At 56.6% G+C, this 17,476-nt stretch carries 12 protein-coding genes and 1 rRNA gene; 4 read left to right on the top strand and 9 right to left on the bottom strand.

Going from position 1 to position 17,476, the window contains the following annotated elements:
* Positions 1-51: 51 nt before the first annotated feature.
* Together B9Q17_RS06210 and rlmE are read right to left on the bottom strand one after the other, a co-directional pair.
* Positions 52-1,592, bottom strand: a 16S ribosomal RNA gene (locus tag B9Q17_RS06210).
* Between the two features lie 304 nt (positions 1,593-1,896).
* A complete protein-coding gene (gene rlmE, locus B9Q17_RS06205) occupies positions 1,897-2,520 on the bottom strand; it encodes a 23S rRNA (uridine(2552)-2'-O)-methyltransferase RlmE (RefSeq protein WP_094624538.1) in 624 nt (207 codons plus the stop codon).
* A 145-nt stretch (positions 2,521-2,665) separates the two neighbouring features.
* Between rlmE and B9Q17_RS06200 the strand changes: the two genes are divergently transcribed.
* Both B9Q17_RS06200 and B9Q17_RS06195 read left to right on the top strand, forming a co-directional pair.
* Positions 2,666-3,400 (top strand): TrmH family RNA methyltransferase, encoded by a 735-nt coding sequence (locus tag B9Q17_RS06200; protein ID WP_094624537.1) that lies wholly within the window; start codon positions 2,666-2,668, stop codon positions 3,398-3,400.
* A 25-nt stretch (positions 3,401-3,425) separates the two neighbouring features.
* On the top strand, positions 3,426-4,847 hold the full coding sequence (locus B9Q17_RS06195) for an NAD-dependent succinate-semialdehyde dehydrogenase (RefSeq protein ID WP_094624536.1): 1,422 nt from the start codon (positions 3,426-3,428) through the stop codon (positions 4,845-4,847).
* Between the two features lie 2 nt (positions 4,848-4,849).
* Here the strand turns inward: B9Q17_RS06195 and B9Q17_RS06190 are convergent, their stop codons facing one another.
* Entirely contained in the window at positions 4,850-5,194 is a 345-nt protein-coding gene (locus B9Q17_RS06190) for a hypothetical protein (protein ID WP_154707615.1), read from the bottom strand.
* Between the two features lie 85 nt (positions 5,195-5,279).
* Between B9Q17_RS06190 and B9Q17_RS06185 the strand changes: the two genes are divergently transcribed.
* Both B9Q17_RS06185 and B9Q17_RS06180 read left to right on the top strand, forming a co-directional pair.
* Entirely contained in the window at positions 5,280-6,434 is a 1,155-nt protein-coding gene (locus B9Q17_RS06185; RefSeq protein ID WP_058342396.1) for a TAXI family TRAP transporter solute-binding subunit, read from the top strand.
* An 83-nt stretch (positions 6,435-6,517) separates the two neighbouring features.
* On the top strand, positions 6,518-8,515 hold the full coding sequence (locus tag B9Q17_RS06180; RefSeq protein ID WP_094624534.1) for a TRAP transporter permease: 1,998 nt from the start codon (positions 6,518-6,520) through the stop codon (positions 8,513-8,515).
* Between the two features lie 43 nt (positions 8,516-8,558).
* Here B9Q17_RS06180 and B9Q17_RS06175 read toward each other — a convergent pair whose 3' ends face one another.
* From B9Q17_RS06175 to B9Q17_RS06150, 6 genes are all read right to left on the bottom strand, one after another.
* On the bottom strand, positions 8,559-9,533 hold the full coding sequence (locus B9Q17_RS06175; RefSeq protein WP_094624533.1) for an NAD(P)H-dependent flavin oxidoreductase: 975 nt from the start codon (positions 9,531-9,533) through the stop codon (positions 8,559-8,561).
* Positions 9,534-9,617: 84 nt separating this feature from the next.
* A complete protein-coding gene (locus tag B9Q17_RS06170) occupies positions 9,618-11,033 on the bottom strand; it encodes an aldehyde dehydrogenase family protein (protein ID WP_094624532.1) in 1,416 nt (471 codons plus the stop codon).
* A 9-nt stretch (positions 11,034-11,042) separates the two neighbouring features.
* Complete coding sequence (locus B9Q17_RS06165; RefSeq protein ID WP_094624531.1) at positions 11,043-12,149, bottom strand: zinc-binding dehydrogenase; 1,107 nt, start codon at positions 12,147-12,149, stop codon at positions 11,043-11,045.
* A 49-nt stretch (positions 12,150-12,198) separates the two neighbouring features.
* A complete protein-coding gene (locus tag B9Q17_RS06160; RefSeq protein ID WP_094624530.1) occupies positions 12,199-14,001 on the bottom strand; it encodes an acyl-CoA dehydrogenase in 1,803 nt (600 codons plus the stop codon).
* A gap of 15 nt (positions 14,002-14,016) precedes the next feature.
* Positions 14,017-15,201: an acetyl-CoA C-acyltransferase gene (locus tag B9Q17_RS06155; protein ID WP_094624529.1), complete on the bottom strand. Its 1,185-nt coding sequence runs from the start codon at positions 15,199-15,201 to the stop codon at positions 14,017-14,019.
* 18 nt (positions 15,202-15,219) lie between these two features.
* Positions 15,220-17,313: a 3-hydroxyacyl-CoA dehydrogenase NAD-binding domain-containing protein gene (locus B9Q17_RS06150; protein ID WP_094624528.1), complete on the bottom strand. Its 2,094-nt coding sequence runs from the start codon at positions 17,311-17,313 to the stop codon at positions 15,220-15,222.
* Between the last annotated feature and the right edge of the window lie 163 nt (positions 17,314-17,476).

Below are 17,476 nucleotides of genomic sequence, written 5' to 3'. Positions count from 1 at the left end.
TAGCCAACCAAGTAATTCGTGTGGACTCTGACCGAAGCATTCGGCTTCGTTTAAGGAGGTGATCCAGCCGCAGGTTCCCCTACGGCTACCTTGTTACGACTTCACCCCAGTCATGAACCACACCGTGGTAATCGTCCTCCCGAAGGTTAGACTAACTACTTCTGGTGCAATCCACTCCCATGGTGTGACGGGCGGTGTGTACAAGGCCCGGGAACGTATTCACCGCGACATTCTGATTCGCGATTACTAGCGATTCCGACTTCACGGAGTCGAGTTGCAGACTCCGATCCGGACTACGACGCGTTTTAAGGGATTGGCTCACTCTCGCGAGTTGGCAGCCCTCTGTACGCGCCATTGTAGCACGTGTGTAGCCCTGGCCGTAAGGGCCATGATGACCTGACGTCATCCCCACCTTCCTCCGGTTTGTCACCGGCAGTCTCCCTGGAGTTCTCAGCTTTACCTGCTAGCAACCAAGGATAGGGGTTGCGCTCGTTACGGGACTTAACCCAACATCTCACGACACGAGCTGACGACGGCCATGCAGCACCTGTCTCAGAGTTCCCGAAGGCGCCAATCCATCTCTGGAAAGTTCTCTGGATGTCAAGGCCAGGTAAGGTTCTTCGCGTTGCGTCGAATTAAACCACATGCTCCACCGCTTGTGCGGGCCCCCGTCAATTCATTTGAGTTTTAACCTTGCGGCCGTACTCCCCAGGCGGTCAACTTAGTGCGTTAGCTGCGCCACTAAGACTTCAAGAGTCCCAACGGCTAGTTGACATCGTTTACGGCGTGGACTACCAGGGTATCTAATCCTGTTTGCTCCCCACGCTTTCGCACCTCAGTGTCAGTGTTGGTCCAGGTAGCCGCCTTCGCCACTGGTGTTCCTTCCTATATCTACGCATTTCACCGCTACACAGGAAATTCCACTACCCTCTACCACACTCTAGTCTGACAGTTCGAAATGCCGTTCCCAGGTTAAGCCCGGGGCTTTCACATCTCGCTTACCAAACCACCTACGCGCGCTTTACGCCCAGTAATTCCGATTAACGCTTGCACCCTCCGTATTACCGCGGCTGCTGGCACGGAGTTAGCCGGTGCTTCTTCTGCGAGTAACGTCAATCCTTAAAGGTATTAACTTTAAGGCCTTCCTCCTCGCTGAAAGTGCTTTACAACCCGAAAGCCTTCTTCACACACGCGGCATGGCTGGATCAGGGTTGCCCCCATTGTCCAATATTCCCCACTGCTGCCTCCCGTAGGAGTTCGGGCCGTGTCTCAGTCCCGATGTGGCTGATCATCCTCTCAGACCAGCTACGGATCGTCGCCTTGGTAGGCCTTTACCCCACCAACTAGCTAATCCGACTTAGGCTCATCCAATAGCGCAAGGTCCGAAGATCCCCTGCTTTCCCCCGTAGGGCGTATGCGGTATTAGCAGCCGTTTCCGACTGTTGTCCCCCACTACTGGGCAGATTCCTAAGCATTACTCACCCGTCCGCCGCTCGTCAGCGGGGTGCAAGCACCCCCTGTTACCGCTCGACTTGCATGTGTTAAGCCTGCCGCCAGCGTTCAATCTGAGCCATGATCAAACTCTTCAGTTTAAATCATACAAGAACTCGAAAGTTCTTAATTCTTGCTCAAGACAAAACTCAATTTTCGACGAGTCACTGTCCTGATATTTCGTATCCGAAATACCTCGGCCAGCGCCCACACGAATTACTTGGTTAACTTGTTAAAGAGCGTTTGAGCTGTGTTGCTCAACGAGGAGGCGAATTCTACATTCTTCTCCGAGACTGTCAACGCTGATTCCCAAATTATTTTTCTTTATTTCGGTTTCCCGCTATCAGGACAACCAGAACTGCTCAACCTTTGCACGAAATGTGCAAAATTCGAACTGACGCAACCTCATTTACCCCGAAACCCCTTCGCCACCAGGTACACTTCCCGGGACCGGGCCCTGGAAGAATCCGGTTTGCGCACGACTACTTTATCGAATACGGCACGCACGGCCTTCACATATTCGTCATAGCCTTCGCCGTGAAACACCTTGGCCACAAAGCTGCCTTTAGGTTTGAGCACCTGGCACGCCATATCCAGCGCCAGCTCTACCAGATACATGGACGCGGCCTGGTCTGCCGCATTCACGCCGCTGATATTGGGCGCCATATCGGAGATGACCACATCGGCACGGGTGCCGTCGAGTACGGCCATGATCTGGTCAAACACGTCCTGCTCGGTGAAATCACCCTGGATAAATTCAACACCCGCAATGGCATCCATGGGCAGTATGTCCGAGGCCACCACTCGCCCCTTGTGACCTACCAGCTTCGCTGCAACCTGAGACCAGCCGCCCGGGGCGGAGCCCAAGTCAACCACGAGCATATTAGGCTGGATCAGCCGGTCTTTGTCGTTAATCTCCAGGAGTTTGTAACTGGCACGGGATCGATAGCCATCTACCTGCGCCTGCTTCACAAAGGGATCGTTGACGTGCTCTTCGAGCCAGCGGTTACTGCTTTTGGAACGGGCCATGGGATGTCTTCTGTCTACTGCGGGAAAGACTGCATTGTACGCGGCCACCCTCACTACCGCAAAAGCCGCCGAGCCTGACAATACAACGGGGCAACAGTACAATGGCGCCACTGTTGCAACCGCTACCCAATGCAGGAAACCGGCCGTGAAACTGGATGACATCAAGAAACTGCACCAGAAAAAGTATCGCCAGTCGCTGGGCCACTTCCTGGTGGAAGGGGAGCACCTGGTACTGGAGCTGGAAAAAGCCGCCACCAGAAACCCGCACTGGCAAAAGGCCAGGCTGTTTGTCACCAGCAGCTATGAACATTGGCCCAGCCCCTGGCCAAAAACCACCATCAGCGACCGCCAGATGGCTCAACTGGCTGACACCAAAACTCCGCAAGGCATTCTTGCCGTGGCACCGCTTCCCTCTGATAAGGCAGGTACATCAACAGCCGGCGGGAAAGCGGTCTATCTACATGAGGTTCAGGATCCTGGAAACCTGGGCACGATCCTGCGCACCCTGGCCTGGTTTGGCGGCATGCGTTGCCTGCTCAGCCCCGGTAGTGTCGATCCCTATAACCCGAAAGTTGTGCGCGCCAGCATGGGCGCCATCTTCCATGTTCCGCTGGAAACCGATGTTAGCCTGGACACACTCCCCGGCCGTTATCCCCGCATTGCCTGCCTGGATATAGGCGGCGAGGCCATCACCACCCCAGAGTTCCCTGATCACGACTGCTTCCTGTTCGGAAATGAGGCAAGGGGCGTACCAGACGAGGCACTGAGCAGTCTGGGAGCGCGTCGATTCACCATCCCCGGCGCGGCTGCGGTGGAATCGCTGAACCTGGCTTCAGCGGTGAATATGGTGGTTTATGAGTTGAACCGAAAATACCTTTAAGAGAAACCTTCCGGAGCTACTGCTCATGTACATCGATGGAAAATGGATTAGTAATCGCCCCGAATTCAACGTCACTAACCCCGCTACCGGTGAAATCATTGGGCAGGTTCCGGATTGCACTGACCAAGATATCGAAGCAGTAATAGCGGCCGCCGACATTGCTTTTAGAGAATGGCGAAAGACTACCGCCTATCAGCGCTCAAAGTTACTCTACCGGGCCTGGGAGTTGATGATTGGCCAGAAGCGCTCACTGGCCGAACTGATGACCCGCGAACAGGGCAAGCCCCTGAAGGCATCGCTGAACGAAGTGCAATATGGCGCAGACTTCCTGTTATGGTTTGCCGAAGAAGCCAAACGCATGTACGGCCAGATCATTCCCTCTGCCCGCGAGAACCAGCGCTTCCTGGTGCAGAAGTCTCCGGTTGGCGTCGTTGGCGCAATCACGCCCTGGAATTATCCGATTTCAATGATTACCCGCAAGCTGGCTCCAGCCCTGGCCGCCGGCTGCACGGTCATTCTCAAGCCCGCGGAAAGCACACCTTTGTGCGCCAAGGCCATGATGGAAATTTTTGAGGAGGCTGGTTTTCCACCGGGGGTAATCAACCTGATTACGGTCCGGAACCCCGCCCGGGTTGGCGAAGCCTTCTGTACAGACCCGCGCGTCCGAAAGCTCACATTCACCGGCTCTACTCCCGTTGGAAAAATGCTCAATGGGTTAGCGGCCGCCAACATGAAGCGAGTCTCAATGGAGCTCGGCGGCCATGCCCCGGCCATCGTATTCCCCGATGCAGACCCGGTGCATGCGGCCAAGGGCCTGTCTATGGTCAAGTTCCTCAATACCGGCCAGGCCTGCATCAGCCCAAACCGGATATTCGTGCATGAAGACCATGCAGAGCCCTTTATCAAGGAACTGAGCAGCCGCGCCAGCCGACTTGTTGCGGGTAACGGTATGAGTGACGGCGTTGGCATTGGGCCGCTGATCAACGAAGCGGCCACACAGAAAGTGGACGACCAGGTTCAGGACGCCCTTGCCCGAGGCGCCAAAGCTGAAACCGGCGGCCACCGCCTGACCGATAACGGCCTGGCCGGGGGTTATTTCTACGCACCCACGGTGCTGTCCGGAGTAACAGCGGACATGAAGATTTATCGGGAAGAAACCTTCGGGCCGGTTGCACCCGTGATTACCTATCGCTCGGAAGACGACGTTATTGCCATGGCAAACGACACAGACTATGGCCTGGCGGCTTACATCTATAGCAACAACCTGGCCACCTCCATGCGGGCATTTGAAGCGTTGAACTTCGGCATTATCGGGATTAACGATATCAATCCCACCAGCGCAGCCGCGCCATTTGGCGGCATGAAGAACAGTGGTCTTGGCCGTGAAGGCGCCCAGGAAGGCATTGAGGAATATCTGGAAACCAAGCTTGGCGGGCTTGCCATCTGAGCCTAAAAAGGCAGGGCAAGGACGCCACAAATCAGGCTGGAAACCGCCAGAGATATCACTGAATACCTGAAGCTCCAGTCATAGGCAGCAACCCGGGTGTTGTACCCGGTACAACGCTCCAGCAGCAGCGCGTTAGCCGAAAACGGCGTGCCGGCAATGGTAATTCCCCATCCAGTCACAATGCCGAACCCCAGCGCCAGTAACCCGTAATCGGGCCATATCGGGCCGAGAATACTGCCCGACAAAGTACCGGAAATGATCGGATTGACACCGACGGCACCGCCGGCAAAAAACAGCCAGGGCACCAGTACACAGCGAACAAACCAGCCCATAGTCTGAATTGACACGCCGACAAGCAGCGGCCTACACTAGAATTTACTGCAGAATTATATTTTGCACAGCGAAACAATAAATATAAAACAGGATGACTTTATGAACAAAACAAAAACCAAGATCGTATCCGCACTTCTTGCATGCAGTGCAACCACTGCCTGGGCTGCAGGAAATGTTGATCTGCCACAAACCATCGGGATGACCGCCTATGGCACCAGTTCGGCCGGCTATAGCCAGATGGTTTCTATCGGCAACCTGCTACGTAATGAGTACGGCGTATCCCTGCGGATCCTGCCCGGCGAGAACGACGTTTCCCGGATGACACCACTCAGAACCGGGCGCGTACCGGTTTGTTCCTGTGGCATTGCCGCTTATTACGCCGCCGAAGGCGTACTGATGTTCTCCGAGGACAACTGGGGGCCGCAGCCGGTTCGGGTTATTACCACCTCCATTGCCAGTTTTGGCCTGAGCATTGCTGTAGCCGGCGATATCGGCGTAGAAACCCCCTATGACCTCAAGGGCAAACGCATTTCCTACATTCGTGGTGACGATGCCCTGAACCTCGGCACCGAAGCCATGCTGGCCTTTGGCGACCTCACCTGGGATGACGTGGAGCGGGTAGACTTCCCGGGATACGGCAGGGCCTTTGAAGGCATTGTTGCCAATCAAAGCGATACCGCATTTACCGTTTCTGTCGCCGGCGGCCCACAACAGCTTTCCGCCAGCCCGCGCGGTATATCCTGGCTGGAGCTTGATCCTGAGGACACCGAGGGCTGGGAGCGACTGCGCTCCGTGGCTCCCTATTTCCAACCGCACCGGGTTACTTCCGGCGCCGGCATCAGCAAGGATGAGCCTTGGATTGGTTCCAGCTATCCCTACCCCATCATCATCGCCAACGCCGATGCCGATAAAAAACTGGTGGACGGGCTGATTCGTGTCTTCACCGAGGATTACGACAAGTACAAGGACTCCGCACCAGGCAATGCAGGCTATGCGCTGGAGAACCAGAATCTCAACTGGGTCATCCCGCTGCATGATGTGGTCGTCGACTACTACAAGGAAATCGGCCACTGGACGGAAGATATGCAACAGCACCAGGACATGCTGGTACAGCGCCAGAATATCCTCCTGGACACCTGGGAGAGCTACACCAAGGCCAACCCGCCTGCCGACAAGGAAGCCTTCAAAAAGGGCTGGATGACGGCGCGGGCAGAAGCACTTCAAGCGGCTGGCATGAATCCGGTATTCCGGTAAAACCTGCTGTCCTTGTTGAAACCTGATTCCGGTGTAAAGACAAGGGGTCTGTTACACCGGAGTTCTTTCAGGAGTCTTACTGCATGTCTGAAACACACAACACTGAACCATCGAAAGAAAACGTCAGCGGCATCCGGCGGCTTTCCGGCGGATGGCCATGGATCCCCAGGGTTGCAACTCTTGTCCTGACACTGCTGACGATTGACTACCTGTTCAATTTGCAGCTGATCAATATTGTTACCAAAGTGGAAAGCCAGTTTTTCTATGTGGTGGTGGCACTTATGCTACCGCTGGTTTTTCTGCTTTGGCCAATGTCACGCCACGCTTCCCGGAACAAGGTTCCCTGGTACGACATCATCCTGTTCCTTGCCGCCTCGGTTATCTGCGGGTTCTTTGTCTACAACGCGGAAACTATTCTGGATTACGGCTGGGAATACGCGGCACCACAATACGCCGTAGTGTTCAGCTTCCTGTTCTGGGTTACTGTCATCGAAGCCATTCGCCGGGCCGGCGGCCTGCCGATTGCCATGATTGTCGGTGTCGCCAGCCTGTACCCGATATTTGCAGACAAGCTGCCGGGCCCCATCCAGGGCTTTCCATCTGCCCCCGACCAGACCGCTATCTACATGGCCATGAGTCGAGAAGGCATCATGGGCGTGCCCTTGCAAGCCTTTGCCAACATCGTGATCGGCTTCCTTCTGTTTGGCGTCGCCCTGCAGAAAACCGGCGGCGGTCGTTTCTTTATCAACCTGGCCTTCGCATTGCTGGGCCATGTTCGGGGCGGACCGGCAAAGGTTGCGGTTTTCTCCAGCGGCCTCATGGGATCCATGAGCGGCAGCGTAATCACTAATGTGATGACAACCGGAGTGATGTCAATTCCAGCAATGCGCCGCGTCGGCTTCAGCCGTTCCTACGCAGCCGGCGTAGAAGCCTGTGCTTCTACGGGCGGTGTTCTGATGCCACCGGTTATGGGTGCCACCGCGTTCATCATGGCCGCGTTCCTGAATATTCCCTACGGCACCATTGCACTGGCGGCAGTCGTGCCCTCCGTACTGTATTTCCTCGGCCTGTTTATCCAGATTGATGCCTATGCTGCCCGCAACAAGCTTCAGGGCCTGCCCGCCAGTGAATTACCATCGCTCAAGCAAACATTAAAGGAAGGCTGGTACTTCATCTTCGTGTTTGCCCTGCTGATCTGGATGCTGTTCTTCCTGCGACGAGAGGCCACGGCACCATTCTTTGCAACGGTTCTCTTGCTGGTGATCAACCAGGTACTGCCCTATCAGCGCTGGAAGTGGCAAGACGTGAAGGACTTCTTCGCAGAGTCAGGGAAGCTGTTTGCAGAGCTGATCGCGATCCTCACCGGTGTTGGCTTGCTGGTAGGTGCACTGTCGGTTACCGGGCTGTCAGGCACTATTGCCAATGACCTTATCTACCTTGCCGGTGGCAACACCCTGGTACTGCTGTTGATGGGAGCACTGACCAGCTTTGTGCTCGGCATCGGCATGACAGTTACAGCTGCCTATATTTTCCTGGCGGTTGCGCTGGCACCGGCCCTGATAAACGGCGGCGGCATGGATCCCCTGGCCGTTCACCTGTTCATCCTTTACTGGGGCATGCTCAGTTTCATCACCCCACCGGTTGCCCTGGGAGCCTTTGCCGCTGCAACGGTTGCCGGCTCCAACGCAATGAAAACCGGTGTGGAAGCCATGCGGCTGGGCAGCGTGATCTACTTTATCCCGTTCCTGTTTGTGCTTAATCCGGCGCTGATCTTTCAGGGCACCTGGAGCGAGATTCTCCTGGTGATTGTACAAGCACTGATCGGGGTAACGTTGATAGCATCGGCCATGCAAGGCTGGCTGATCGGGGTAGGCTCTCTGGCAGCAAGCAAGCTGTTGCAATGGCCAATCCGGCTGGGACTCATTGCCGGTGGCATGATCCTTGCCATCCCCGGTGGCGGACCGGTTCCGCTGACCAATCTGGAATTGTCTCTTATTAGTGCTGCGTTGATCATTCCTGCGGTCATCGCCGCCGCACTGACGCACAAGAGCTACGAAAGAAGGGAAAAGGCCCTGGCCTGAGACGGTCCTGCCCGGAGGGTGATGCACCCTCCGGGCTATTCATTTACAAAAAGCCGGCAAGTCTCTGGCGCACAATCCCTTCGGCCTCGGCCATGATTCTGCTGACCAGCTCATCGCAGGAAGGGATATCATTAATCAGCCCAACAACCATGCCACAACTCCAGGCGGCTTCATCCATCTTGCCTTCCTGCAGCACCAGCTTACCCTTTGCACCTGTGACAAGGTGACGGATATCGTCAATGGTTTCCTGGTCACCCTTTTCACTCTCAATCCGGATGATTTCCCGCACGGCTGCGTTATCCATCACCCGCTCGGTGTTCTTCAGGTTACGCATGATCAGCCGGGTCTGCAGTTCATTGGCGTCCACAATTGCCTGCTTCACGTTCTCATGAACCGGCGCTTCTTTGGTGGCCAGAAAACGGGTGCCCATATTCATGCCTTCGGCACCCAATGCCATGGCCGCTACCAGGCTCCGGCCATCGGCCATTCCACCTGACGCAATAAAGGGTATCGTCAGCTCTTCAGCCGCACGGGGCAGCAGGATGAAGTTTGGCACATCATCCTCACCGGGATGGCCGCCGCATTCAAAGCCGTCCACACTGACGGCATCACAACCGATTCGCTCGGCCTTCAAAGCGTGGCGAACAGATGTGCACTTGTGGATAACCTTGATACCCGCAGCCTTCAACTGCCCCATGTACTGCTCGGGGCTGCGGCCGGCGGTTTCAACCGCCTTGACACCGCTGCGGATGATGACGTCAATGTACTCGGGATAAGGCGGCGCGTTGAAGGAAGGCAGGAAGGTCAGGTTTACGCCGAAGGGTTTATCCGTCATCTGCTGGCAGCGGGCGATTTCACTGGCGAGATGTTCAGGCGTAGGCTGGGTCAGGGCGGTAATCATGCCCAGACCACCGGCATTGGAGACTGCCGATGCCAGTTCGGCAAAGCCTACGTTGTGCATGCCACCCTGTACGATCGGGTGCTCGATTCCAAATAATTCCGTAATTCGTGTTTTCACGGCATCACTCTTTTGTTGTTGATAAACATTTCCGGCCCTTAAACGTGAAGGAGCCGCTGCTGCGGCTCCTTCGTTGTCTTGCGATTACAGCTGCAGCGAGCGAACTTCCAGAAACTCCTCAAGCCCCCACTTGCCGAACTCTCGCCCGATACCGGAATGGCCAAAACCACCAAAGGGAGCCAGCGGGTTGAAGCCGCCACCGTTCACCGTCACCTGTCCGGTCCGGAGTTTTGCGGCAAAAGCCTTTGCCTTTTCCTGATCCGCCGACCAGACCGCTCCAGACAGCCCGTAGGCAGTGCCATTGGCGGTACGCAAGGCTTCTGCCTCATCGCTGTAGGGAATCACGCACAGCACCGGGCCGAAAATCTCTTCCTGGGCGATTGTGCTGTTCGGGTCTACATTGCCAAAGACGGTTGCCTGTACAAAGTAACCCTTGTCCAGGCCTTCCGGCGCGTCCGGGCCGCCGGCTACCAGGGTGGCGCCTTCGGCAACACCGAGCCGGATGTAATCCACTACCCGGTCCCGCTGCTGCGCGGAGGCCAAGGGGCCCAAACGGGTGGCTTCGTCCAGCGGGTTGCCCGGGGTCATTCTGGCCGCGGCTGCAGCCGCCAGCTTGCACGCCTCGTCATGGCGATCAGCGGGCACCAGCAGCCGGGTCAGGGCGGTGCAGGTTTGTCCGGAGTTGAGCAGGCAGTTGCTCACTGTGCCTTTTACTGCGGCTTCCAGGTCAGCGTCCGATAAAACAACCGATGCCGATTTGCCGCCCATTTCCAGCGCAATCCTCTTGAAGTCATCCGCAGCGGCATGGGCAATGGCATGACCGGTGCGGGTGGAGCCGGTGAATGACAGCATGCGCACATCCGGATGCCGGATCAGGGTTTCACCAACGGTTTGCCCGGCCCCGCATACCATGTTGAACACACCCGCCGGCAGGTCGGTTTCATCCAGAATGTCAGCGAGGATAAAGGCTGCCTGCGGCGCAATCTCAGAGGGCTTCAGCACAACAGTGCAGCCGGCAGCAATCGCGGGTACTACCTTCAGAATGATCTGATGCAGCGGGTAGTTCCAGGGCGTAATACAGCCCACCACACCGACCGGCGCATATTGCACTTCCGAGTTACCAGACTGCTCAACGAACGGAAACTCCGGCAACATATCGGTATAGGTCTTGGTTACAGTTGCCGGCAGGCCAGCCTGGATTGCCGTGGCAAGCTTCAGTGGCATGCCCACTTCCCGGCTGACCGCTTCCGCAATTTCCGGTGCCCTTTGCTTGAGTCCAGCATGCAGCTGGCCAAGCACGTTCACCCTTTGCTCTACAGAACTTTCAGACCAGGCCTCAAATGCTGCATGCGCAGCGGCAATTGCCAGCTCCATCTGTCCCGGATCGGACATGGGCACCCGGGCAATCACGTCGCCGTTGGCAGCTTCATGCACATCCGCCATGTCGCCGTTCCAGTCGACCCAGCTACCATTAATGTAGTTCTTGTTCAGAATCTTCATGTTTTTCCCTCAGTCGAAGACAATCACGCCACGCGCGTTCTTGCCGGAGATCATGTCGTCAAAGGCCTGAACAGCTTCATCTATGGAGTAAGTCTGGGTGATCAGCTCATCGAGTTTAAGCTTACCCGCACGGTACAAACCTAGAAGCCGCGGGAAATCGTGTTGCGGCCGGGCTGAACCCAGCCAGCTGCCCTTCAGGGTGCGCTCGTCGGCAGGCAGGGTGAGCGTAGTAATCGAGGTTTTGTCTTTCGGGTCAGCGACCCCTACCACGACAGCGGTACCACCGCGCCCGAGAGACTTATAGGCTTGCTCAACCACAGCACCTGCACCAACGCACTCAAAGGCGTAATCCACGCCGCCGGTCAGTTTTCTGATGGCCTTGGCGGCATCATCCACTTCGTTGAGGTCAATCGTGTGGGTGGCACCGAATTCCCGCGCCATGGCAAGCTTTTTCGGGTTGTTGTCCACCGCCACAATCATTTCGGCACCGGCGGTTGCACAGCCCTGAACGGCGTTCAGACCAACACCGCCAATACCGAATACCGCAGCCCTGGAACCCGGCTCCAGCCCGGCAGTATTAAATACAGCACCCACACCGGTCATCACGGCACAGCCCACCAATGCGGCGTTCTGTAGTGGCACATCCTCTGCAACCTTCACGCAGTTATCCACATGCAGGGTTGCATACTCCGCCATCACGCCGCAGGCGCCGAACACATTCAAGGGCTCCCCCTGACTGTCGCGGGTTCGAACGGTTCCATCGGGAAGTGTAAACATCGCCTTGCGGGCGTTTTCACACAGAACCGGATGGCCACGCACACACTGGCGGCACTTGCCGCACATTGAGATAAACGAACTAACAACGTGGTCGCCTTCACTGAAGCCTTCCACACCCTCGCCAACTTCAACCACCACACCGGCCGCCTCGTGGCCCAGCACCAATGGCGGTGGATACTGAATCTTTCCAGTGGTGGCTGAAAGGTCGCTGTGGCACACGCCGCAGGCGGCAACCTTGATGGTTATCTCGCCCCGTTTTGGTCCGTCCACCGTAATCTGTTCGACCTGTACCGGCTTGCCCCACTCCCGGCAGACCACCGCCTTTGCTTGTCTGTCCATTACCCTGACTCCTGTTGTTTTTGTGTTGATTCAGAGTTGGCGAGGCCCGTCAGAATGCCTCGTCAAACATATCCAGTGCCGTTGAGTCCACCGATTGCAGCAACTCAGCCGTTGCAACCACTCCGGGCAATTCGTACCGGCAGAAATAATCGCAGGCGCGCAACTTACCCTGATAGAAGCCCTCCGTCTGCTCACCGGCCCCGCCTAGTCCGACAAGGGCTTTCAAGGCCTGTCGCACCCAGAGCCAGCCGACAACCACCTGCCCGAAGGCGTCCAGGTACAGAGTGGCATTTGCCAGTGCTTTTTCCTTGTCACCGGAGGCCTTTACCTCATTGATCACCCGGGTAGCTTCAACCATTGCTGACAGGGACCGCTCAAGCAACCCGGCATTAGAAGCCAGCCGTTCCTGCTTGCGGGCCTCGGCAATAGTGGCTTCAATCCTGCGCACCAGTTCGCGGTAATACCGGCCATCGGCCATGGAAACCTTGCGACCAAGCAGGTCGATGCCCTGAATACCATGGGTGCCCTCGTGGATCGGGTTAAGCCGGTTATCCCGGTAGAACTGTTCTACCGGATATTCCCGGGTGTAGCCGTAGCCACCATGCACCTGAATTGCCAGGCTGTTAGCTTCGAGACAATAACGGGAAGGCCAGGACTTGATCACCGGCGTGAGCAAGTCGAGCAGCCCGGCAGCAAGCTCACGCTGCTCGCCAGTTTCCGCAAACTTCTTCTCGTCCACCAATACTGCACCCTGCAGACAGAGCGCCAGCCCACCTTCCACATAGGCCTTCTGGGCCAGCAGCATGCGCCGGATATCAGCATGGCGGATCAGAGGCACCTGGGGGCTTTCCGGATCCTTCTCTCCAACCGGACGCCCTTGTTGCCGCTCGCGGGCATACTCAAGCGCATGAAGATAGCCGGTGTAACCCAGCATCACCGAGCCCAAGCCAACACCAATCCGGGCTTCGTTCATCATATGGAACATGGCAGCCAGGCCCTGGTGGGGCGAGCCAACCAGATACCCGACCGCCCCCGCTGCCTCACCAAAGTTCAACATGGTAGACGTCGTGCCACGGTATCCCATTTTGTGAATCAGGCCAGCCAGGGCGACATCGTTGCGCCCACCCAAAGAGCCATCTTCGTTAACCAGGACCTTCGGCACCAGAAACAGGGAAATTCCTTTCACGCCGGCCGGGGCCCCGGGTAAACGCGCGAGTACCATATGAATGATGTTCTCGCTCAGCTCGTGATCACCACCCGAGATGTAGATCTTGTTACCAAATAACCTATAACTGCCATCCGCCTGTGGCTCCGCGCGAGTGCGCAGATCTCCCAGAGAGGAACCTGCATGGGGCTCGGTCAGGCACATGGTGCCGAAAAAACGCCCCGCCAGCATCGGCTCGGCGTAGCGGCTTTTCTGCTCGTCGGAGCCATGGGCGAGAATCAGGTTAGCTGCCGCAATAGTCAGCCCGGCGTAGCCCTGAGTCCCTACGTTGGCTCCTTTGAGCATCCCCACACACATCTGGGCAACCGCACTGGGCAACTGCATGCCACCGCGCTCGTAGTCCTGGCTGGACGCCATCAGACCAGTACTTTTCAGTACGTCCAGCGCCTTGTGAACTTCCGGGCGCATGTGCACACGGCCATTCTCGAAGGTCGGCTCTTCTTCATCCACCAAGCGAGCATGGGGTGCGAACTCCTCTGCGGCAACTTTCAGCGCCAGGTCCAGCGCCGCCTGCAGCGTTTCACGACTATGGTCCTGATAGCGCTCAAATCTGAGCACCTTCTCTACTTCATGAAGTTCATAAAGCTGGAAAGCCAGGTCCCGGGTACTTACGATTTTCTGCTGCATGACGGCGCTCTCCGTTTATACCACTTCGAACAGGCCGGCTGCGCCCTGACCGCCGCCAATGCACATGGTGACCACCACATATTTGGCACCCCGGCGCTTGCCCTCAATCAGGGCATGGCCGGTAAGGCGGGAACCACTCACACCATAGGGGTGACCCACAGAAATAGAGCCGCCATTCACGTTCAGCTTTTCCATCGGAATACCCAGACGGTCGCGGCAGTAGACCACCTGGGATGCAAAGGCTTCGTTCAGCTCCCACAGGTCAATGTCGTCCATGGTCAGGCCGTTACGGGCAAGCAGGCGTGGAACAGCAAACACCGGGCCGATGCCCATTTCGTCCGGCTCACAGCCCGCAACAGCAAAACCACGGAAAATGCCCATGGGCTCGATGTTATGCTTTTCGGCATAGGTGCTGTCCATGACCGTACAGACGGAGGCGCCATCAGAAAGCTGGCTGGCGTTGCCCGCGGTAACAAACTGGCCCGGGCCACGTACCGCGTCCAGTGACGCCAATCCTTCCAATGTAGTATTCGGGCGGTTGCACTCGTCCCGGTCCAGGGTTACCTGTTTTTCGCTCACTTCACCGGTTTCTTTGTCTTTAACCAGCATAGTGGCGTCAAAAGGTACAATTTCGTCGTCAAACTTGCCGGACTGCTGGGCCGCGGCGGTGCGCTGCTGGGAAACCAGTGCGCACTCATCCTGCGCTTCACGGCTTACGTTGTAACGCTGGGCGACAATATCGGCCGTTTCGATCATCGACAGGTACAGTTCCGGCTTGTTCTTCATCAGCCATTCGTTAGTAGCACGGAAGCCATTAAGTTTGTCGTTCTGAACCAGGGAGATGGACTCTACGCCACCAGCCACGATGGCAGGCACCTTCTCCGACATCACTCGCTGCGCAGCAATAGCAATGGATTGCAGGCCGGAGCTGCAGAACCGGTTAATTGACAGCCCGGCCGTAGTAACCGGGAGCCCGGCGCGAATAGCCGCCAGGCGTGCCATGTTCTTGCCCTGACAACCTTCGTGGAAGGTTGCGCCCAAAATGACATCTTCAACAATGGCAGGATCAATTCCGGCACGCTCAACGGCGTGCTGGATAACGTGCCCGGCCAGATCAACACTGTGCGTGTTGTTCAGGGCACCACGATAGGACTTGCCAAGGCCGGTACGCGCGGTCGAAACGATGACAGCATCAGACATAAGATGAACTCCTTATAATTATAGATCGCTGAACTTGCGGCCTTCCGCCACCAGCTTCTCGAGCAACGGCGCAGGCTTCCACTGCTCGCCACCCACTGTGTTGTTGTAGTTCTTCACTGCCGCCAGAATATTGTCCAGCCCAACCTGATCTGCCCAGAACATGGGGCCGCCACGATACGCGGGGAAACCATATCCGTAGATCCAGACCACATCGATGTCCAGTGACCGGTCGGCAATGCCTTCATCCAGGATCTTCGCACCTTCGTTGACCATTACATACATGCAACGCTCAAGGATTTCCTGGTCGGTAACCTCCCGGGCTACGATCCCCTGTTCCGCGCGGAAGCTTTCAATCAGCTGTTCCACTTCCGGGTCGACAACCGGCGCGCGGCTACCTTCCTCATATTTGTATACGCCAGCCTGGGTTTTCTGTCCCAGACGACCCTGCTCAACCAGCTTGTCCATCCAACTGGCCGGCACATCTTCACCGGCGTTACGACGCTCTTCACGAATACGATAACCGACATCAATGCCGGCCAGGTCAGACATCGCAAACTGCCCCATCGGGAAGCCGAGGTCGGTCAGCACTTTGTCCACCTGCTGCGGCGAAGCACCTTCGTTAACCAACGCCATGGCCTCGGCACCGCGTTTATGCAGCATCCGGTTACCAACGAAGCCGTGACAGTTACCGACCATGACTCCGACTTTGTTAATTTTCTTCGCTACGGCCATCACAGTGGCCTTCACCTCGTCAGACGTCTTGCTGCCACGAACATTTTCCAGCAGCTTCATTACGTTAGCCGGGCTAAAGAAGTGCATACCGACAACGTCTTCCGGGCGTTTGGTAGCAGAGGCAATTTCATCAATGTCGAGGGTGGAGGTGTTGGACGCCAGAATAGCGCCCGGCTTGCACACTTCATCCAGCTTGGCGAAGATCTCTTTCTTGACGGCCATGTTCTCAAAGACGGCTTCAATCACCAGGTCTACATCGCGGAAGTCATCGTAGCTCAGGCTGGTTTTGATCAGCCCCATGCGTTCTTCCACCTGCTCTGCAGTGAGCTTGCCTTTCTTGGCGGAGTTTTCGTAGTTGCGGCGAATTACGGCAAGGCCTCGATCAAGCGCGTCCTGTTTGACCTCAACGATGGTGGCAGGAATGCCCACATTGGCAAAGTTCATGGCGATTCCACCACCCATGGTGCCGGCACCGATAATGCCCACACTCTTCACCTCACGCACCGGCGTGTCCTTGGCCAGACCTTTGACCTTGGAAACCTCACGCTCGGCAAAGAACGAATGGACCAGGCCTGCACGCTGCGGTGATTCCATGCACTCTTTAAACAGTTCACGCTCTCGCTTCAGGCCCTCGGCAAACGGCAGGGTGAAAGCGGCTTCTACAGCGTCGACACACTTGAATGGCGAGAACAGGCCGCGGGCCTTTTTGGCCAGGCCAGCACGGAACTGGTCAAAGACATCGCTGCCTTTGTCAGCTTCAACCTTGTCGGAAATATCACGCACCCGGCGTACCGGAGCACCTTCACCTGCCAGTTTCTGCGCATAGGCCAGGCCAACCTGGCGGATATCGTCACCGCCTTCAACAGCATCAACAATGCCCAGAGCCAGCGCGTCTCTGGCGCCTACGAAGTTGCCAGACGTGATCATTTCCAGTGCCTTCTGGGCACCCACAAGGCGAGGCAGGCGCTGGGTACCGCCAGCACCGGGCAACAGACCAAGCTTTACTTCAGGCAAACCCACCTTGGCAGACGCCAGAGCAACCCTGTAATGACAACCCAGGGCCGTTTCCAGGCCACCGCCCAGTGCGGTGCCATGAATAGCGGCAACAATGGGCTTGTCGCTTGATTCATAGGCATTGATCACATCGGGGAGGCCCGGCTCCTGCAAAGGTTTGCCAAATTCGCGGATGTCCGCGCCAGCAATGAACGTACGGCCTTCACATACCAGCAGGAGGATATCTGCTTCTGCATCCTTCTGGCCCTGCTCCAGGGCGGAAACCAGACCGGCACGCACAGCATGGCTCAAGGCATTGACCGGCGGGTAGTTTACGGAAATGACACCAACATTCCCTTCACGGGTATAAGCAACAACCTCTGACATAATCTCCCCTCGCCTTTTATGAAATATGGTTTTATCTAGCGAAATCAATTAACGATTTAATACAAGTTTAGCCCTTATTTCAACCACCGTTTCGGTTCAGGCATAAAAAAACCGCAGACTTTCGTCTGCGGTTTTTTTATGCCTTTCTGTCTGATCCGGCCGG

Origin of the sequence: Marinobacter vinifirmus, from assembly GCF_002258215.1 — a bacterium.
GTDB lineage: Bacteria > Pseudomonadota > Gammaproteobacteria > Pseudomonadales > Oleiphilaceae > Marinobacter > Marinobacter vinifirmus.
Note: the sequence above shows the minus strand (reverse complement) of the source record. Positions and strands in the feature narration are given on the sequence as shown.

Coding starts and splice junctions, on each gene's coding strand:
- rlmE (WP_094624538.1), bottom strand. CDS start 2,520: ATGGCCCGTTCCAAAAGCAGTAACCGCTGGCTCGAAGAGCACGTCAAC.
- B9Q17_RS06195 (WP_094624536.1), top strand. CDS start 3,426: ATGTACATCGATGGAAAATGGATTAGTAATCGCCCCGAATTCAACGTC.
- B9Q17_RS06185 (WP_058342396.1), top strand. CDS start 5,280: ATGAACAAAACAAAAACCAAGATCGTATCCGCACTTCTTGCATGCAGT.
- B9Q17_RS06180 (WP_094624534.1), top strand. CDS start 6,518: ATGTCTGAAACACACAACACTGAACCATCGAAAGAAAACGTCAGCGGC.
- B9Q17_RS06170 (WP_094624532.1), bottom strand. CDS start 11,033: ATGAAGATTCTGAACAAGAACTACATTAATGGTAGCTGGGTCGACTGG.
- B9Q17_RS06165 (WP_094624531.1), bottom strand. CDS start 12,149: ATGGACAGACAAGCAAAGGCGGTGGTCTGCCGGGAGTGGGGCAAGCCG.
- B9Q17_RS06160 (WP_094624530.1), bottom strand. CDS start 14,001: ATGCAGCAGAAAATCGTAAGTACCCGGGACCTGGCTTTCCAGCTTTAT.
- B9Q17_RS06155 (WP_094624529.1), bottom strand. CDS start 15,201: ATGTCTGATGCTGTCATCGTTTCGACCGCGCGTACCGGCCTTGGCAAG.
- B9Q17_RS06150 (WP_094624528.1), bottom strand. CDS start 17,313: ATGTCAGAGGTTGTTGCTTATACCCGTGAAGGGAATGTTGGTGTCATT.